This is a genomic window from Pseudomonas sp. FH4, from assembly GCF_000510915.2.
Classification (GTDB): Bacteria; Pseudomonadota; Gammaproteobacteria; order Pseudomonadales; family Pseudomonadaceae; genus Aquipseudomonas; species Aquipseudomonas brenneri.
The window spans coordinates 41,756-59,055 of the sequence record NZ_AOHN01000008.1; the positions used below are offsets into that span (position 1 = coordinate 41,756).

Genomic DNA, 17,300 nt, shown 5'->3' on the forward strand with positions numbered 1-17,300 from the left:
GTACCCTCTCCCTGCTTGCCGGATAATCAGGCCCTGTTTGCTTAACCGGCTCGACCATGACCGAAATGCTAGTCGCCCTTCTCAGCGCCACCCTGATCAGCCAGTACATGCTGCGCCTGTCGCTGCCTGGTGATCCACAGTTGGAACGACTGCGGGTGCATGCCCTTGGGCTCGCGACCACGCTGCTGGTGGCGCTGGCCGGTATTTCGAGCTATCTGCTGGACCTTTTTTTGTTGCAGCCGTTGGCGCTGGGCGCGTTATGGCTGTTTGCCTACGTGCCCGCGGTGATCCTGTTGAGCCAGCCGTTGCTGAATGTGCTTTCCCGCCGCGTGCCCGCACTGCCCTTTACTGGGTTGTGGGGGCCGCTGCTGGCCAACGCCGGCGTGCTCAGCGTGGTGCTCCTGAGCCCTGGCAATACCAGCCAACTGATTTATTGCCTGGGCATCGGCCCGGCGTTCTGGCTGACCCTCAGCCTGTTCAATGACCTGCGCCAGCGAATAGACCAAAACGATATCCCCCAGCCCTTCAAAGGCCTGCCCGTGAACCTGCTCAGCGCCGGGCTGATGGCCGTGGCGTTGCTGGGCTTAAACGCAATGATCACACCATGAGCCTGATTCAACGTATCGACGCCCTGCTGCCCCAGACCCAATGCGGCAAATGCGGACACCCGGGTTGCAGGCCCTACGCCGAGGGTATCGCCCAGGGCGAGGCCATCAACAAGTGCCCGCCTGGCGGCACCGAAACCATCGCCGAGCTGGCGCAGCTGTTGAACCTGGCGCCGCTGGAGCTGGACCGTTCCCGTGGCGAAGCCCCCGCGCAGATTGCCTTTATCCGCGAGGCCGAGTGCATCGGCTGCACCAAGTGCATCCAGGCCTGCCCGGTGGATGCGATTGTCGGCGCAGCGAAGTTGATGCATACGGTCATCGTCGATGAATGCACCGGCTGCGACTTGTGCGTGGCCCCGTGCCCGGTGGACTGCATCGATATGCTGGCGCTGCCCCAGGCCACGGTGCTGCCAATAGTCGCAGGCTTTGCCAGTACCGCCGAGGAGCTCCAGGCGCGAGCGACCAAGCGCGACCGCGCCCGGCGTCGCTTCGAACAGCGCAATGCACGGCTGCAACGCGAGGAAGAACACAAACTGGCGGAACGCCTGGCCCGCAGCAAACGCCCGGCCCCCAGCCCACAGGTTGAGAGCGACCCTATGCAGGCCGCCATCGAGCGGGTCCGCGCGCAAAAAGCTGCCGACATCGATGCGGCGGTAAAAAAGGCCAAAATCAACCTGGCAATGAGCCGAGCGCAACTGCACAAATCCCTCAAAGCCTTTGGCCACCCGCCAACCTTTGAGCAGCAGTCGCAGTTGATCATCCTGCAACAACAGTTTGAGTCCGCCGAACAGGCATTAAACGCACTCGAAGCGAACGCCCCCGCCGTGGCGATCCCGCAAACCAATAAAGATCCTGAGCTCAAGCGCGCAAAAATCCAGCTGGCCATGCGTCGCGCCGAGCTGAAAAAAGCCCAGGACGCGCTGGCCGGCGCCGAACAGTTGGCCACACTGGGCACAGCCCTGGCCGCTGCTGAACAGGCGTTGCACGCTGCCGAGGAAAACTCAGCCCAGCCCAGGCCAGACCTGCAACGTGTCGAGAAACGGCCGATCGACAACCAACTGCGCCAGTTGAAGACCGCCCTGGCCTATGCCCGCGCCGACCTGAGCAAGCTCGAACGCCACCCCGCCAGCAGTGCAATCGAGCTGATGGACGCCAGGCAGCGCCTGGCTGACGCCCAACGTTGGGTGGATGAACATGTTGGCGCCTGAAGCAGTCGAGCGCCAGCAACAGGCCATGCAGCGCCTGTTAATGGCAGTAACGCCTGGCTTGCTGGTGCTGTTCTGGCTGTATGGCTGGGGCGTGCTGATCAATCTGTTGCTGGCCGGCACCTGTGCATGGGCCGTCGAAGCCTGTGTGCGTCGGTTGCGCGGCCATGACTCCCGCGACCTGAGCGGTCTGGTCAGCGCGGTGCTGCTGGCCCTGGCATTGCCACCTTATTGCCCGTGGTGGTTATGCCTGGGCGCCGTCAGCAGTGCATTGCTGCTGGGCAAACACCTGTATGGCGGCAAGCAGAACCCATTCAACCCGGCCATGGTCGGTTATGCCCTGATGTTACTGGCCTTTCCCCAGCCAATGACCCATTGGCCGGCGTCCCACGGCCTCGACCTGCTGGCCGGCCTGCAACAGGTGTTCGGCCTGCACGGCGAGGCCGCCGATGCCTGGGCCCGAGCCACGGCGCTGGACGCTTTGCGCATCAACAATAGCCTGACCATCGATGAGCTGTTCGCCCGCCACCCGGCTTTCGGCCAGATCGCAGGCAAAGGAAGCGAGTGGGTAAACCTGGCGTTTCTCGCCGGCGGGCTTTTTTTACTGCAGCAACGGGTTTTCAGTTGGCACGCGCCAGTGGGCATGCTCGCCAGCCTGTTCGTCATCAGCCTGCTGTGCTGGAACGGCTCGGGCTCCGACTCCCATGGCTCGCCGCTGTTTCATCTGTTGACTGGGGCCACCATGCTTGGGGCCTTCTTCATCATCACCGAACCGGTGTCGGGTGCGAAAAGTGCGTGGGCGCGCTTGCTGTTTGGCGTGGGTGTGGGTGTATTGACCTATCTGATCCGCACCTGGGGCAGCTACCCGGATGGCGTAGCGTTCGCGGTACTGATGATGAACCTGGCGGTGCCAGCGCTGGAGCGCTGGGCGCGACCGCAGGCGGTGAATGCATGAAGCGCACCTCTCAAGCCTTGATCGTGCTGCTGATCGCGGTTGGCGCAGTGGGCCTGACCATCGGCCTGCAACAGCTGACCGCCAAGCCGATTGCCGAGCAGCAGCGCGCGCTGCAAAACCGGGCGCTGCTGGATGTGCTGCCCACTGGCGGCTATGACAATCAACCGCTGGAGCACCCACTGGGCATCACCTCGCCAATGCTGGACAACAGTCAACTGCTGGGTGGTTACCTAGCGACCCTGGCCGGTAAACCCAGTGCGGTTGTGCTGCGCTCACAGATCGATGGATATGGTGGGCGCATTGAATTGCTGATTGCCATCGACCGCAACGCCAAGCTGCTCGGGGTAAAAACCCTGGCACACACGGAAACACCCAGTCTGGGCGGACACATTGGCGAGCCCGGCAATGCGTGGATTGCTGCATTCAAGGGGTTGTCGCTGGAAAACCCACAGGCCTGGGCGCTGAAGAGAGACAGCGGCCAATTCGACCAGATGGCCGGCGCCACCATCACGTCTCGCGCGGTGATCAATGCGATCCATGATGCCTTGCGCTACTTTGACGGGCATCGCCAGGCACTGCTGGAGCCCACCGAGCATGACTAAACCGTTCGCCCTCGCCAGCCTGTTGTTGCTACCTGCGCTGCTGGGTGTCAGTGCTACGCCGTCGGGCGCCGCAATGTTCTGGGTTTCGTGGGTGCTAATCGTAACGCTCCATGGCTGGAGCTGCGGCTGGGTGCGCAATCGCCTCAGTGGCCATTGGCGGCTGATGGCCAATGTGTTGCTGGCCACCACCTGGGTCAGTTGCGCGTACCTGGTGGCGCAGGCCCTGGCCTTTGCGCCGTCTATGGGCCTTGGGGCATACCTGGCGCTGATCGCCATGCAATGCGTACTGCTTGAACATGACGGCCTGTTCGCTGCCAACCAGCGCAGGGCACGGCTTCAACTGATCGCTGTGTCAGCCGGGCTGTTGGTTGCAATCACTGTTGCGCGCTTTTTACTCGCCAGCAGCATCGCCATGCTCGCCCCAACAGGGTTTATTCTGCTCGGGTTGCTGCTTGCCGGATGGCAGGCCTGGACTCAACGCCGCAAACCACACTGAAGGAACCGCTCGCCCAATGAACGCCGCAAAACGCCTGGAGATCTTTCGAAGGTTTCACGAAGACAATCCGGAACCCAAGACCGAACTGGCCTACTCGTCACCGTTCGAGTTGCTGATCGCCGTGATCCTGTCTGCACAATCGACGGATGTGGGCGTGAACAAGGCCACGGCCAAGCTGTTTCCCGTGGCCAACACCCCGGCGGCGATCCATGCCCTGGGGGTGGAAGGGCTGTCGCAGTACATCAAGACCATTGGCCTGTACAACAGCAAGGCGAAGAACGTCATTGAAACCTGCCGGTTGCTGGTCGAGTTGCATGGCGGTGAAGTGCCACAGACCCGCGAAGCACTTGAAGCATTGCCCGGCGTGGGGCGCAAGACGGCCAATGTGGTGCTCAATACAGCGTTTCGCCAACTGACGATGGCAGTGGACACCCATATTTTCCGAGTCAGCAACCGTACAGGGCTGGCGCCTGGCAAAAATGTGGTGGAGGTGGAGAAGCAACTGATGAAGTTTGTACCCAAGCCTTACCTGCTCGACTCCCACCACTGGCTGATCCTGCACGGACGTTATGTGTGCCAGGCCCGCAAGCCGCGTTGTGGCAGCTGTCGCATCGAGGATCTGTGTGAATACAAGGAAAAGACGTCGGACGATTGAGCAATCATTGATTTTATTGATCAGTCGATTGAAAAAATCTTTTTTACCCGGTGCACGATTGTCGATATAAGGAGCGCCAACGGCAGTCTTAGCCTGGAGTTAACCTTATGAGCACTGGCAAAGAGCAACTGGATGTAGAAGATGACTTTGTGGCCGCAGACACTGACGAAGCAGCCGAGGCACCTGTAGAAGTTGCCAAGACCAATTTGAGCAAACGCCGCACCATCGACAACCTTCTGGAAGAGCGACGCTTGCAAAAACAGTTGGCCGATTACGATTTCGATCTCTAGCCAAACGATCACACAGAAGCCTCCGCCATGGAGGCTTTTCCTGCCTGTTGCTCCCTGCTTATTAAACCAGGCCGTTACGCTGGGCAAGCTCGATCAGGTCCACCAGGGACCGGGCATTGAGCTTGAGCAGCAAGCGTGTCTTGTACGTGCTCACCGTCTTGTTGCTGAGGAACATGCCGTCGGCGATCTCCTTGTTGGTTTTGCCCTGGGCCAGTTGCTGCAACACCATCATCTCCCGGCCTGAGAGCCGCTCGACCATATCCGCTTCGCTGGTATTGCCTTGCGTGGAGCGCACCGAGTTGAGGGCCTGGTTGGGGAAGTAGCTGTAGCCAGACAGCACCGCCTTGATCGCACTCAGCAACTCGGTGAGATCCTGTTGCTTGCACACGTAGCCCGCGGCACCAGCCTGCATGCAACGCATGGAAAAGTGGCCTGGCGCCTGTGACGTCAAGACCAGCACCTTGAAGGGTTGCGCCTGCTTTGTGGAAGACAGGCGACAAATAACTTCCAAACCGTCAAGTTTGGGAATTCCAATATCCAGGATGACAATATCCGGCATATGCTCCCGCGCTAGTTGCAACGCGTCGACTCCGTTATCGGTCTCTGCAACGACCTCATAACCATGACGTTCCATTAGCATGCGTACAGCAAGACGAATGACGGGATGATCATCCACGATCAGCACTTTATTCATGGGCAAGTCCAATTTCGCTGTTCGAATTATTCAGAACCAGCACAATAGCCTAGTCGTTTCCTCCTTGGCATAGCACTCCCCCCCAAGTAACGACAAGCAGAGACCCAGCCCACAAAGTTATGAGAATAGGCCTACAAAAAAACGACTATATGGATGTGTCGGTTTTTGTTCGGCCTTTCAGAACTTTCCGCTGGCAAACATATCTTGACTCAAAAAAGCCCCCATCGCCGAGGAAAAGTAAACGTGACGCACGCCACTTTCAGGAAATATCCCTTGCACGGTTTGTATCGGCGGGCGTCGGAGCCACCAAAGCCGTTTCCAAAAAGTTCCCTCGTGCAACACCCCCTGACAACAACTGGAATTATCTGACAGATATTTCTACAAACGAAACCTAACGCTTCCTTTTTACTACTAAACAACTGGATGAATTCAAACACAAATAAGACTATTCACCTGAAACACCAACTTCCGGACACAAAAAAATCAAATGTAAAAAATAATAAACACCGAAAATTCCGACTACCAAAAGAACATTAAACATTGATAAACACAATCGCCTCCTGAATCGCAGGTAAAAAAAATGGCCCCTCTTTCAAGGAACCATTCTTTATGAGGCTTCAGGCTTTTCAGAACAACTTGCGGCCCTTGTTGGCCGCAATGCGCATGCGCAGGGCGTTGAGCTTGATGAAACCAGCGGCATCGGCCTGATTGTAGGCACCGCCGTCCTCTTCAAAGGTCGCGATGTTGGCATCGAACAGCGACTCATCGGACTTGCGGCCGGTCACGATCACGTTGCCCTTGTACAGCTTCAGGCGCACAACACCGTTCACATGGACCTGGGACGCATCGATCATCTGTTGCAGCATCAGGCGCTCAGGGCTCCACCAGTAGCCGGTGTAGATCAGGCTGGCGTACTTGGGCATCAGCTCATCTTTGAGGTGAGCCACTTCGCGGTCCAGGGTGATGGACTCGATGGCGCGGTGAGCGCGCAGCATGATGGTGCCGCCTGGGGTTTCGTAGCAGCCACGGGACTTCATGCCCACGTAACGGTTTTCCACGATGTCCAGACGGCCAATGCCGTGCTCGCCACCGATACGGTTCAGGGTCGCCAGTACGGTGGCCGGGGTCATTTCGACGCCGTCCAGCGCGACGATGTCGCCGTTGCGGTAGGTCAGTTCCAGGTACTGGGCCTTGTCAGGAGCGTTCTCCGGGGAGACGGTCCATTTCCACATGTCTTCTTCGTGCTCGGTCCAGGTGTCTTCCAGCACGCCGCCTTCATAGGAGATGTGCAGGAGGTTGGCGTCCATCGAGTACGGGGACTTCTTCTTGCCGTGGCGTTCGATCGGGATTGCGTGCTTTTCAGCGTAATCCATCAGCTTTTCACGGGACAACAGGTCCCATTCACGCCAAGGGGCAATCACTTTTACGCCAGGCTTCAAGGCATAGGCGCCCAGTTCGAAACGCACCTGGTCGTTGCCCTTGCCAGTGGCGCCATGGGAAATGGCGTCAGCGCCGGTTTCATTGGCGATTTCGATCAGGCGCTTGGCGATCAGCGGACGTGCGATGGAAGTACCCAGCAGGTACTCGCCTTCGTAGACGGTGTTGGCGCGAAACATCGGGAAAACGAAATCGCGGACGAATTCTTCGCGCAGGTCGTCAATGTAGATCTCTTTGACGCCCATGGCTTGCGCCTTGGCTCGTGCAGGTTCGACCTCTTCGCCCTGACCCAGGTCAGCGGTGAAGGTCACCACTTCACAGTTATAAGTATCCTGCAGCCACTTGAGGATCACCGAAGTGTCCAGGCCGCCGGAATACGCGAGAACGACCTTGTTTACGTCGGCCATGCCATCACTCCACGGGGTTTTACGGAAAGGCGTCGATTCTACCGATCAAAACCGTGAAATTACAGGGGCGCGACAGCAAATGAAGATAAAGCGACAGATTATGTCGGGCGCGCGACGAATGGCCGCACTCAGGACGTCGCCGCCGCATTCGCCGGAGCCGTGGCCTGGGGCGCTGGTTTCTCGGGGGCAGGCACGCGATCAAGGTGAATATTCACTCGCCGGTTCTTCGCCCGGTTGGCCGGATTGGTATTGGGCACCAGCGGATAACGTTCACCGTGGAAGCGCAGAACGATCTGCGACTCAGGAATACCGTTGGCCTTGAGGAAGTCCATCACCGCCAGGCCCCGGCGCCGGGACAGGTCGCGATTGGTCAGGCGGTTGCCGCTGTTGTCCGAATGGCCGTCCAGTTCGATATGGTTGACCGTAGGATCGGCCTTGATGAATTCGAGCATCACCATCAACTTGGCCTTGGCCGCCGGATCCAGGTCGATACCACCACCCGGAAAGCCCACTTCAGCCTGCTTGACCTGCTCGAAATTCATCGGCAGCAATTTCGCGGTACACAACTGGTAGTCGCTATAGGCCTTATTGAATCGCACCGGCAGCAGGCGGATTTCCGAATAGCCGCCGTCCCGGGAATAGTGGCGCACGGTGGGGCTGCGACCCTCCAGCAAACCATTGAACAGGCGCCCGGCCTGGGCTTGGGAGCTGTTGAACAGCACATCGCCGCTGCCGACACGTACGGCACCAAGGTTGATATCACCGCGCCCCGGCTGCCACGGTGCCGCCGCCGCCAATAGCGTTGCGGAACCAACACCCAACGCACTGTTATAGGCTTTCAGACGGAATGTCGCCTGCTCGCCGGCCCGGCGCACAAACTCACCCGAACCAAAATCGGTGATCGGCTGGCTCAAGCGGCACTCGAACTTGTCGCCTTCCACCTTCCACTCGATATTCTCCAGGCGCGTCTGGAATGTCAGGGCCATCGCGGGCAGGCTGGCGAACACGCTGAGCAGGGCTAGATATTGCTGGCGCACGGGCGGCTCCACTGGTTTCTACAACACATCAAGGCGTCATACATCGTTAAGGCATACCCAGGGATATCGGTCGGGCCCTGCAAAACTTGATAGCGAGTGCCTGCAAGAGTCTTTTCCGGTAGCATTCCCACCAGATTGACCCGCCTGGAATCCCCAATGTCCGACCGCCTGACCCTGCTGCGTCCCGACGACTGGCATATTCATCTTCGCGATGGTGCTGCGTTGCCCCAAACCGTGGCCGATGTTGCGCGCACGTTTGGCCGCGCCATCATCATGCCTAACCTGGTACCTCCGGTGCGTAATGCCGCTGAAGCCGACGCCTATCGCCAGCGCATCCTCGCTGCGCGGCCGGCCGGTAGCCGCTTCGAACCGTTGATGGTGCTCTACCTGACCGACCGCACCCAGCCTGCCGAAATCCGCGAGGCCAAGGCCAGCGGTTTCGTACACGCCGCCAAGCTGTACCCGGCCGGTGCCACGACCAACTCCGACTCCGGCGTGACCAGTATCGACAAGATCCTGCCCGCCATCGAAGCCATGGCCGAAGTGGGCATGCCGCTGCTGATCCACGGTGAAGTCACCCGTGGCGATGTCGATGTATTCGATCGCGAGAAGATCTTCATCGACGAACACATGCGCCGTGTGGTCGAGCTGTTCCCGACCCTCAAGGTGGTGTTCGAGCACATCACCACCGCAGATGCCGTGCAGTTCGTCACCGAGGCCTCGGCCAACGTTGGCGCGACCATCACCGCGCACCACCTGCTGTACAACCGCAACCACATGCTGGTGGGCGGGATCCGGCCGCACTTCTATTGCCTGCCGATCCTCAAGCGCAACACTCACCAGGTAGCGTTGCTCGATGCCGCCACCAGTGGCAGCGCGAAGTTTTTCCTCGGCACCGACTCGGCGCCCCACGCCCAGCACGCCAAGGAAGCGGCCTGTGGCTGTGCCGGCTGCTACACCGCCTATGCGGCGATCGAGTTGTACGCCGAGGCCTTCGAGGCGCGCAACGCCCTGGACAAACTAGAGGCTTTCGCCAGCCTCAATGGCCCGCGTTTCTACGGCCTGCCGGCGAATACCGACCGCATTACCCTGGTCCGTGAAGACTGGACCGCCCCCACCAGCCTGCCATTTGGCGAGCTGACCGTTATCCCGCTGCGCGCCGGTGAAACACTGCGCTGGCGCCTGCTGGAGGAACACAAGTGAGTGAAGACCATTACGACGACGAACAGGAACACGGTGGCGGCGGTTCGCGTCACCCGATGGCCGAGCGTTTCCGCGGCTATCTGCCTGTCGTTATCGACGTAGAGACCGGCGGTTTCAATTGCGCCACCGATGCGCTGCTGGAAATTGCCGCGACGACCATCGGCATGGATGAACAGGGCTTTGTGTATCCAGAACACACCCACTTCTTCCGCGTCGAGCCGTTTGAAGGCGCCAACATCGAAGCCGCTGCCCTGGAGTTCACCGGTATCAAGCTCGATCATCCGTTGCGCATGGCCGTCAGCGAAGAAGCTGCGCTGACCGACATCTTCCGTGGTGTGCGCAAGGCGTTGAAGGCCAATGGCTGCAAACGCGCGATCCTGGTCGGCCACAACAGCAGTTTCGACCTGGGCTTCCTCAACGCCGCCGTGGCGCGCCTGGACATGAAGCGCAACCCGTTTCACCCGTTCTCCAGCTTTGACACCGCCACCCTGGCTGGCCTGGCTTATGGCCAGACCGTATTGGCCAAGGCATGCCAGGCAGCCGGCATCGACTTCGACGGACGTGAAGCCCACTCGGCTCGCTACGACACCGAGAAGACCGCCGACCTGTTCTGCGGCATCGTCAACCGCTGGAAACAGATGGGCGGCTGGGAAGACTTCAGCGACTGATTGCGTCCCTGAATCCCATGCATAAAAAAACCGGCCCTCTCAGGCCGGTTTTTTTACCGCGAACCTGGCTTACAGCTTGCCAGCGTTCTCGGTCAGGTAAGCCGCAACGCCTGCTGGCGAAGCGTTCATGCCCTTGTCGCCTTTTTTCCAGTTGGCCGGGCAGACTTCACCGTGCTCTTCGTGGAATTGCAGAGCGTCGACCAGACGGATCAGCTCTTCCATGTTACGGCCCAGCGGCAGGTCGTTGATGATCTGCGAGCGCACAACGCCCTTGTCGTCGATCAGGAACGCGCCACGGAATGCCACGCCGCCTTCGGACTCAACGTCGTAGGCCTTGGCAATGTCGTGCTTCATGTCGGCAGCCATGGTGTATTTGACTTTGCCGATGCCGCCATCATTGATGGCAGTGTTGCGCCAGGCGTTGTGGGTGAAATGGGAGTCGATGGAGACGGCAACCACTTCAACGTTACGCGCCTTGAAGTCGTCCATGCGGTGATCCAGGGCGATCAGCTCGGACGGGCAGACGAAGGTGAAGTCCAGCGGGTAGAAGAACACCAGGCCGTATTTGCCTTTGATGGCTTCAGACAGCTTGAAGCTGTCAACGATTTCGCCATTGCCGAGGACGGCTGGTACGTCGAAATCCGGGGCTTGTTTGCCGACGAGTACGCTCATTGGTTATCTCCTGATGGTAATTGAAGTAAATGGACCGCCTTTGAGTCTGCCGTGATTTGACGACAGGCCCGTGACGCGATCACGCTTCGTAAAGACCAACCATCATACCTGAAAAAAGCCGTTCGTCAGCGAGGGCCATATGGGGGGCAATGCTTTGAGAAAGCACTTTGACAATCATTCTCGTTAACATTAAGATCCATCGCACTTAAGCCTTAAACCCGCGATGGTTCTCCCTTATGTATGTCTGCCTCTGCACTGGCGTCACCGACGGACAAATCCGCGAAGCGATCTATGAAGGTTGCTGCAGCTACAAGGAAGTGCGTGAAACCACCGGCGTAGCCAGCCAATGTGGCAAATGTGCCTGCCTCGCCAAGCAAGTGGTACGGGAAACCCTGACAAAACTGCAGGTAGCCCAGGCCGCAATCCCCTATTCAGTAGAATTTACACACGCCTGAATCAGCCTATTTTAAAGAACCGGACTTAATGTCCGGTTTTTTTATGTCTGTAATTCAAATAGTTAGCGCCAAGACGCGGAACACAAACATTCTTATTCCGATTAATTTTCATTTATTATTCAATAACTTAGGTTTGACACTCGTAATTGTGCAGCTCAAACTCTGCCCTATATACAACGAATACAGGGCAGGACCCCAATCATGAAAGGCGACATCTCAGTCATCCAGCAACTCAACAAAATCCTTGCCAATGAACTGGTCGCGATCAATCAGTACTTCCTGCATGCACGCATGTATGACGACTGGGGCCTGGAAAAGCTCGGCAAGCGTGAGTACAAGGAATCGATCAAGGCCATGAAGGATGCAGACGCGCTGATCAAGCGCATCCTGTTCCTCGAAGGCCTGCCGAACGTCCAGGACTTGGGCAAGCTGAACATCGGCGAGCACACCCTGGAAATGCTCAACAGCGACCTGAACTTGGAGCGCAAGAGCCACGCCGACCTCAAGGCCGCCATTGCCCACTGCGAGACCAAGGGCGACTTCGGTAGCCGTGAGCTGCTGGAAGATATCCTGGAAGACCAGGAAGAGCACATCGACTGGCTGGAAACCCAAGTCGGCCTGATCGACAAAGTGACCCTGGAGAACTACCTGCAATCGCAGATGGGTGAATAATCTCTAACTATTGTAGGAGCGAGCTCGCTCGCGAAAAGCGTGAAGGCGCCGCGCTCATTCAGAATGTTCGCGTTATCGTTAACGTCCTTCGCGAGCAAGCTCGCTCCTACAGGGACAAAAAAGCCCCGCTCTCGAATGAGAAGCGGGGCTTTTTATTGCGCGCGAATTACGCTTCGGTCTTGGCAGCGGCTTTTTCAGCAGCGTCCTTGATCAGCGCCTGCAACGAACCATCAGCCGCCATTTCGGTGATGATATCGCTACCGCCGACCAGTTCACCGGCTACCCACAGTTGTGGGAAAGTTGGCCAGTTGGCGTACTTCGGCAGGTTGGCGCGGATTTCCGGGTTTTGCAGGATATCCACGTAAGCGAACTTTTCACCACACTGCATGACAGCCTGGGAAGCCTTCGCGGAGAAGCCACACTGAGGGGCATTCGGGGCGCCCTTCATGTAAAGCAGAATGGTGTTGTTGGCAATCTGCTCTTTAATCGTTTCGATGATATCCATGGAACACCTCGGCTGGAACTTTGCGACTCACAGGTCGGCACGGTGGCGCATTGTAACGCAAAATCCCAGCGTGGTGCTCGGGCTCCCCGACAGACTCACTGCGTCACGCCGCCGCGACCTGCACTGGCACGCCGTTCAATGCTGCGTTGCCCGACAGCTCGTCCAACTGCCGCTCATCCGTGAGGTCGTTGGCACTGGCTCCAGGCTGTGCGCTGGCAATGTTCATGTGTACGCCCGGCCGGTCATGCCCCCAACCGTGAGGCAGGCTGACTACGCCAGGCATCATCTCCAGGCTGGACAGCACTTGCACTTCGATCATGCCGATCCGCGAGCTGACCCGCACCTGCTGCCCATCACTGAGTTGGCGACTGGCGAGGTCATCCGGATGCATCAGCAATTGATGCCGCGGCTTGCCCTTCACCAACCGGTGATAGTTATGCATCCATGAATTATTGCTGCGCACATGCCGGCGACCGATCAGCAGCAACTCATCGGCCTTGGGCAACGGCAAGGCTGCAAACCGCGCCAGGTCCGCCAGGATCACTGCTGGCGCCGCCTGCACCCGACCATTGGCGGTTTTCAAGCGCCCTGCCAGGTTGGCCTTCAACGGCCCCAGGTCCAGGCCATGGGGATGCTCGGCCAGCATGGCCACCGACAGTTTATGGCTGGAGGCATCGCCATAGGCGCCCGCCCGCAGGCCAAAATCAATCATCTGCGCTGGCGCCATCGTGGGCTTGAGCGGGTTGCCGGTCCTGGCCGCAAACGCCTGGGCCAGGCCGACGAAAATTTCCCAGTCGTGCAACGCGCCCTCAGGCTTGGGCAGGATCGCCCGGTTGAAGCGCGTGACGTTACGCACCGCAAACATATTGAAGGTGGTGTCGTAGTGATCGTTTTCCAGGGCCGAGGTCGACGGCAGGATCAGGTCGGCATAGCGCGTGGTTTCATTGATATACAAGTCCACGCTGACCATGAACTCCAGGCCGTCCAACGCCTGCTCCAGTTGCCGCCCATTGGGCGTGGACAGCACCGGATTGCCGGCGACCGTTACCAGTGCGCGGATTTGCCCTTCGCCTTCGGTGAGCATTTCTTCGGCCAGGGCCGACACCGGCAGTTCACCGCTGTATTCGGGACGCCCGGAAACCCGACTCTGCCAGCGATTGAAATGCCCGCCGGAGGTCGCCGCCACCAGGTCCACTGCGGGCTCGGTGCACAAGGCGCCGCCTACCCGATCCAGATTGCCGGTGACCAGGTTGATCAATTGCACCAACCAATGGCACAAGGTGCCGAATGCCTGGGTCGACACCCCCATCCGGCCATAGCAGACCGCCTTGTCTGCCGCTGCAAAATCCCGCGCCAACTGGCGAATCTGTGCCGCCGGGATCGCGCACCGGGTACTCATGGCCTCGGCGGTAAAACCCTCGACCGCGCGGCGTACTTCATCCAGGCCGTCCACCGGCAGATGACTGTCGCGGGTCAGGTTCTCGGCAAACAAGGTGTTGAGCAGCCCGAACAGTAGCGCCGCATCCCCGCCGGGGCGCACAAACAGATGCTGGTCGGCCATGGCCGCCGTCTCACTGCGCCGGGGGTCGACCACCACCACTTTGCCGCCCCGCGCCTGAATCGCCTTCAGGCGCTTTTCCACATCTGGCACGGTCATGATGCTGCCATTGGAGGCCAGTGGATTGCCGCCCAGGATCAACATGAAGTCGGTCTGGTCGATATCCGGGATGGGCAGCAACAGGCCATGGCCATACATCAGGTGGCTGGAAAGGTGGTGAGGCAGTTGGTCCACCGACGTTGCAGAGAAACGATTGCGCGTCTTCAACTGCCCGAGAAAGTAGTTGCTGTGAGTCATCAAGCCATAGTTATGCACGCTGGGATTGCCCTGGTATACCGCCACCGCATTCTGCCCATGCCGCGCCTGGATGCCCGCCAGCCGCTCGGCCACCAGGGTAAAGGCCTCGCCCCACGGGATCGGTTGCCATTCGCTGCCCACCCGTAGCATCGGCTGGTGCAGGCGATCGGGATCATTCTGGATATCCTGCAGGGCCACGGCCTTGGGGCAGATATGGCCACGGCTGAAGGTGTCCTGGGCGTCACCCTTGATCGAGGTGATGGCGATGCCGCCCTCCTCAGAGGTGGTGGTTTCCAGGGTCAGGCCGCAGATGGCTTCGCACAGGTGGCAGGCACGGTGATGGAGAGTCTTGGTCATGGCCAGTCTCTTTATTAGGGCTTTGGCCCAACTATGGGCCGCGGCCACTAGCGGCGCCAGCAACGTTCGCCCCGTGAATCAACGGGCATCAGGCCAGGCCATGGCCAAGCATGAGTAAATGTTTCAGAGAGCGCCCGCGCTGCCCAGGAAACCGACGCAACCTGGCCTCAGGCCGCCATCACACATTGCAAAAGGTCGCGACGCCAGTGTACAAATGACCCGCTGCAGTGCGTAAACAGGCCTCAAAAGTGCAATTCCCGCCCCTTTGAACCCCTCTAAAAAACCGTAGCCTATTGGTAAGACGCGACATTTAGTGTCAATATCGCGCCTTCCCCTATTTCGTCGCCCCGTGCGGCTTTCGCCGCAGGTCTCGCCCGTTGTCACAATAAACAAGGCTTTGAGTATCTGCGGTCTGTTGCAAAAAGGTAGTTAATGATGAGCGCAAGGCACTTTCTCTCCCTGATGGATTGCACGCCCGAAGAGCTGGTCAGCGTGATCCGTCGAGGCATTGAGCTTAAAGACCTGCGTAATCGCGGCGTACTGTTCGAGCCTTTGAAAAACCGCGTACTCGGGATGATTTTCGAGAAGTCGTCCACCCGTACCCGCCTGTCCTTCGAAGCCGGCATGATCCAGCTCGGCGGCCAGGCCATCTTTCTGTCGCCACGGGACACCCAACTGGGCCGTGGCGAGCCGATCAGCGATTGCGCCATCGTCATGTCGCGCATGCTCGACGCGGTGATGATCCGTACCTTCGCCCACAGCACGCTCACCGAGTTTGCCGCCAACTCGCGGGTACCGGTGATCAACGGGCTGTCCGATGACCTGCACCCGTGCCAGTTGCTGGCCGATATGCAGACGTTCCTCGAACATCGCGGCTCGATCCAGGGCAAGACCGTGGCCTGGATCGGCGATGGCAACAACATGTGCAACAGCTATATAGAAGCGGCCATCCAGTTCGACTTCCATCTGCGCATTGCCTGCCCTGAGGGCTATGAGCCCAGCGCCGAATTCCTGGCCAAGGCCGACGCCCGCGTGCAAATTGTGCGTGACCCGAAAGACGCCGTGATCGGCGCGCACCTGGTGAGCACCGACGTCTGGACCTCCATGGGCCAGGAAGACGAAACCGCCAAGCGCTTGGCCCTGTTTGCGCCTTATCAGGTCACCCGTGAATTGCTCGACCTCGCCGCGCCAGACGTGTTGTTCATGCACTGCCTGCCGGCGCATCGCGGTGAAGAAATCAGCCTCGACCTGTTGGACGACCCGCGCTCCGTCGCCTGGGACCAGGCAGAAAACCGCCTGCACGCCCAGAAGGCCTTGCTGGAGTTTCTGGTCCCACCGGCGTACCACCACGCATGAGCCAGCCACTTCTGCTGAACCTGCGCAATCTGGCATGCGGCTATCAGGACCAACGGGTGGTGCAGAACCTCAACCTGCACCTCAACGCAGGTGATATCGGCTGCCTGCTGGGCTCCTCGGGCTGTGGCAAGACCACCACCCTGCGGGCAATTGCCGGGTTCGAGCCGGTGCACGAAGGCGAAATCAACCTGGCCGGCGAAGTCATCTCCAGTGCAGGGTTTACCCTGGCTCCGGAGAAACGTCGCATTGGCATGGTGTTCCAGGACTACGCACTGTTTCCCCATCTCAGCGTGGCCGACAACATCGGCTTCGGTATCCGCAAACACCCGCACAAAGAGCGCGTGGTTAGTGAGCTGCTGGAGCTGGTCAACCTGAAGAACCTGGGCAAGCGCTTCCCCCACGAACTGTCTGGCGGGCAGCAGCAACGCGTGGCCCTGGCCCGTGCATTGGCGCCGGAACCGCAATTACTGTTGCTCGACGAGCCCTTCTCCAACCTCGACGGCGAACTGCGCCGCAAGCTCAGCCATGAAGTGCGGGACATCCTGAAGGCCCGTGGCACCAGTGCGATCCTGGTGACCCATGACCAGGAAGAAGCCTTTGCCGTGAGTGACCATGTAGGCGTGTTCAAGGAGGGCCGCCTGGAGCAGTGGGATACGCCCTACAACCTCTATCACGAACCGCTGACACCTTATGTCGCGAGCTTTATTGGCCAGGGCTATTTCATCCGTGGGCAGTTGATTACGCCGGAGTCGGTCACCACTGAACTGGGTGAGTTGCGCGGTAATCGTGCCTACACCTGGCCGGCCGGCTGTGCAGTGGACGTGTTGCTGCGCCCGGACGACATCGTTTACGCACCGGACAGCGCGCTGAAAGCACAGATCGTCGGCAAGACCTTCCTGGGGGCCTCGACCTTGTACCGCCTGCAGTTGCCGACCGGGGCCCAGCTAGAGTCGATCTTCCCCAGCCATGCCGATCATCAGGTGGGTGTACAGGTCGGGATTCGCGTAGCGGCCGAACACCTGGTGCTGTTCCAGGCCTCGGGGAGCACGGCGGCGCAGATTCCGCAGGTGGAGTCCGGTGTGCGGCGCTATAGCACTGCCAGCTGAAGCAACCAAATCCAAAATGTGAGAGCAAGCCCGCTCCCACATTTTGGACTGCCCCCAAGAAGTTGGAC

The 17,300-nt window shown here is 59.3% G+C and carries 19 protein-coding genes; 13 read left to right on the forward strand and 6 right to left on the reverse strand.

Translation table 11 applies throughout. From position 1 onward, the window contains the following. Positions 1 to 56: 56 nt before the first annotated feature. The 7 genes from H097_RS06730 to H097_RS06760 all read left to right on the forward strand — a co-directional run bounded on the left by H097_RS06730 (position 57) and on the right by H097_RS06760 (position 4,808). Positions 57 to 608, forward strand: coding sequence for an Rnf-Nqr domain containing protein (locus tag H097_RS06730; RefSeq protein ID WP_032858425.1), 552 nt, complete (start codon positions 57 to 59; stop codon positions 606 to 608). Then, positions 605 to 1,813, forward strand: a complete 1,209-nt coding sequence (gene rsxB, locus H097_RS06735; protein ID WP_032858427.1) for an electron transport complex subunit RsxB — start codon at positions 605 to 607, stop codon at positions 1,811 to 1,813. The genes H097_RS06730 and rsxB overlap by 4 nt, the downstream gene beginning before the upstream one ends. Further along, the gene (locus tag H097_RS06740; protein ID WP_032858460.1) at positions 1,800 to 2,765 is read left to right on the forward strand and encodes an RnfABCDGE type electron transport complex subunit D; all 966 of its coding nucleotides are present in this window, start codon (positions 1,800 to 1,802) and stop codon (positions 2,763 to 2,765) included. The genes rsxB and H097_RS06740 overlap by 14 nt, the downstream gene beginning before the upstream one ends. Further along, the gene (locus H097_RS06745; protein WP_032858429.1) at positions 2,762 to 3,367 is read left to right on the forward strand and encodes an RnfABCDGE type electron transport complex subunit G; all 606 of its coding nucleotides are present in this window, start codon (positions 2,762 to 2,764) and stop codon (positions 3,365 to 3,367) included. Before H097_RS06740 ends, H097_RS06745 begins: the two co-directional genes overlap by 4 nt. Then, positions 3,360 to 3,863 carry an Rnf-Nqr domain containing protein gene (locus H097_RS06750; protein WP_032858431.1) on the forward strand — a complete coding sequence of 168 codons (504 nt, stop codon included), beginning with the start codon at positions 3,360 to 3,362 and terminating at the stop codon, positions 3,861 to 3,863. The genes H097_RS06745 and H097_RS06750 overlap by 8 nt, the downstream gene beginning before the upstream one ends. Positions 3,864 to 3,879: 16 nt before the next feature. Next, positions 3,880 to 4,518: an endonuclease III gene (gene nth / locus H097_RS06755; protein WP_032858433.1), complete on the forward strand. Its 639-nt coding sequence runs from the start codon at positions 3,880 to 3,882 to the stop codon at positions 4,516 to 4,518. A 107-nt stretch (positions 4,519 to 4,625) separates the two neighbouring features. Beyond that, a complete protein-coding gene (locus tag H097_RS06760) occupies positions 4,626 to 4,808 on the forward strand; it encodes a hypothetical protein (RefSeq protein ID WP_032858435.1) in 183 nt (60 codons plus the stop codon). Between the two features lie 61 nt (positions 4,809 to 4,869). On the opposite strand, the gene H097_RS06765 is transcribed toward H097_RS06760, so the two are convergent. The 3 genes from H097_RS06765 to H097_RS06775 all read right to left on the reverse strand — a co-directional run bounded on the left by H097_RS06765 (position 4,870) and on the right by H097_RS06775 (position 8,383). After that, entirely contained in the window at positions 4,870 to 5,502 is a 633-nt protein-coding gene (locus tag H097_RS06765) for a response regulator transcription factor (RefSeq protein WP_032858436.1), read from the reverse strand. 626 nt (positions 5,503 to 6,128) lie between these two features. Then, positions 6,129 to 7,346, reverse strand: coding sequence for an argininosuccinate synthase (locus H097_RS06770; protein ID WP_003208700.1), 1,218 nt, complete (start codon positions 7,344 to 7,346; stop codon positions 6,129 to 6,131). A 128-nt stretch (positions 7,347 to 7,474) separates the two neighbouring features. Then, entirely contained in the window at positions 7,475 to 8,383 is a 909-nt protein-coding gene (locus H097_RS06775) for an OmpA family protein (protein ID WP_032858438.1), read from the reverse strand. A gap of 156 nt (positions 8,384 to 8,539) precedes the next feature. On the opposite strand from H097_RS06775, the gene pyrC reads away from it, so the two are divergent. Continuing rightward, positions 8,540 to 9,586, forward strand: a complete 1,047-nt coding sequence (gene pyrC, locus H097_RS06780; RefSeq protein WP_032858441.1) for a dihydroorotase — start codon at positions 8,540 to 8,542, stop codon at positions 9,584 to 9,586. Continuing rightward, a complete protein-coding gene (gene rnt / locus H097_RS06785; protein ID WP_029295237.1) occupies positions 9,583 to 10,254 on the forward strand; it encodes a ribonuclease T in 672 nt (223 codons plus the stop codon). The genes pyrC and rnt overlap by 4 nt, the downstream gene beginning before the upstream one ends. A gap of 69 nt (positions 10,255 to 10,323) precedes the next feature. Here rnt and H097_RS06790 read toward each other — a convergent pair whose 3' ends face one another. Continuing rightward, positions 10,324 to 10,926, reverse strand: coding sequence for a peroxiredoxin (locus H097_RS06790; protein WP_032858443.1), 603 nt, complete (start codon positions 10,924 to 10,926; stop codon positions 10,324 to 10,326). A 236-nt stretch (positions 10,927 to 11,162) separates the two neighbouring features. On the opposite strand from H097_RS06790, the gene H097_RS06795 reads away from it, so the two are divergent. Beyond that, a complete protein-coding gene (locus tag H097_RS06795) occupies positions 11,163 to 11,381 on the forward strand; it encodes a bacterioferritin-associated ferredoxin (RefSeq protein ID WP_032858445.1) in 219 nt (72 codons plus the stop codon). 201 nt (positions 11,382 to 11,582) lie between these two features. Then, positions 11,583 to 12,053: a bacterioferritin gene (gene bfr, locus H097_RS06800; RefSeq protein WP_032858446.1), complete on the forward strand. Its 471-nt coding sequence runs from the start codon at positions 11,583 to 11,585 to the stop codon at positions 12,051 to 12,053. Between the two features lie 166 nt (positions 12,054 to 12,219). On the opposite strand, the gene grxD is transcribed toward bfr, so the two are convergent. Further along, positions 12,220 to 12,558 carry a Grx4 family monothiol glutaredoxin gene (gene grxD / locus H097_RS06805; RefSeq protein ID WP_032858447.1) on the reverse strand — a complete coding sequence of 113 codons (339 nt, stop codon included), beginning with the start codon at positions 12,556 to 12,558 and terminating at the stop codon, positions 12,220 to 12,222. Between the two features lie 103 nt (positions 12,559 to 12,661). Next, positions 12,662 to 14,770 (reverse strand): molybdopterin oxidoreductase family protein, encoded by a 2,109-nt coding sequence (locus H097_RS06810; protein WP_032858448.1) that lies wholly within the window; start codon positions 14,768 to 14,770, stop codon positions 12,662 to 12,664. Positions 14,771 to 15,205: 435 nt separating this feature from the next. On the opposite strand from H097_RS06810, the gene argF reads away from it, so the two are divergent. Together argF and H097_RS06820 are read left to right on the forward strand one after the other, a co-directional pair. Continuing rightward, positions 15,206 to 16,126, forward strand: a complete 921-nt coding sequence (argF, locus tag H097_RS06815; protein WP_032858449.1) for an ornithine carbamoyltransferase — start codon at positions 15,206 to 15,208, stop codon at positions 16,124 to 16,126. Next, positions 16,123 to 17,232 (forward strand): ABC transporter ATP-binding protein, encoded by a 1,110-nt coding sequence (locus H097_RS06820; RefSeq protein WP_032858450.1) that lies wholly within the window; start codon positions 16,123 to 16,125, stop codon positions 17,230 to 17,232. Before argF ends, H097_RS06820 begins: the two co-directional genes overlap by 4 nt. The last annotated feature ends 68 nt before the right edge of the window (positions 17,233 to 17,300 follow it).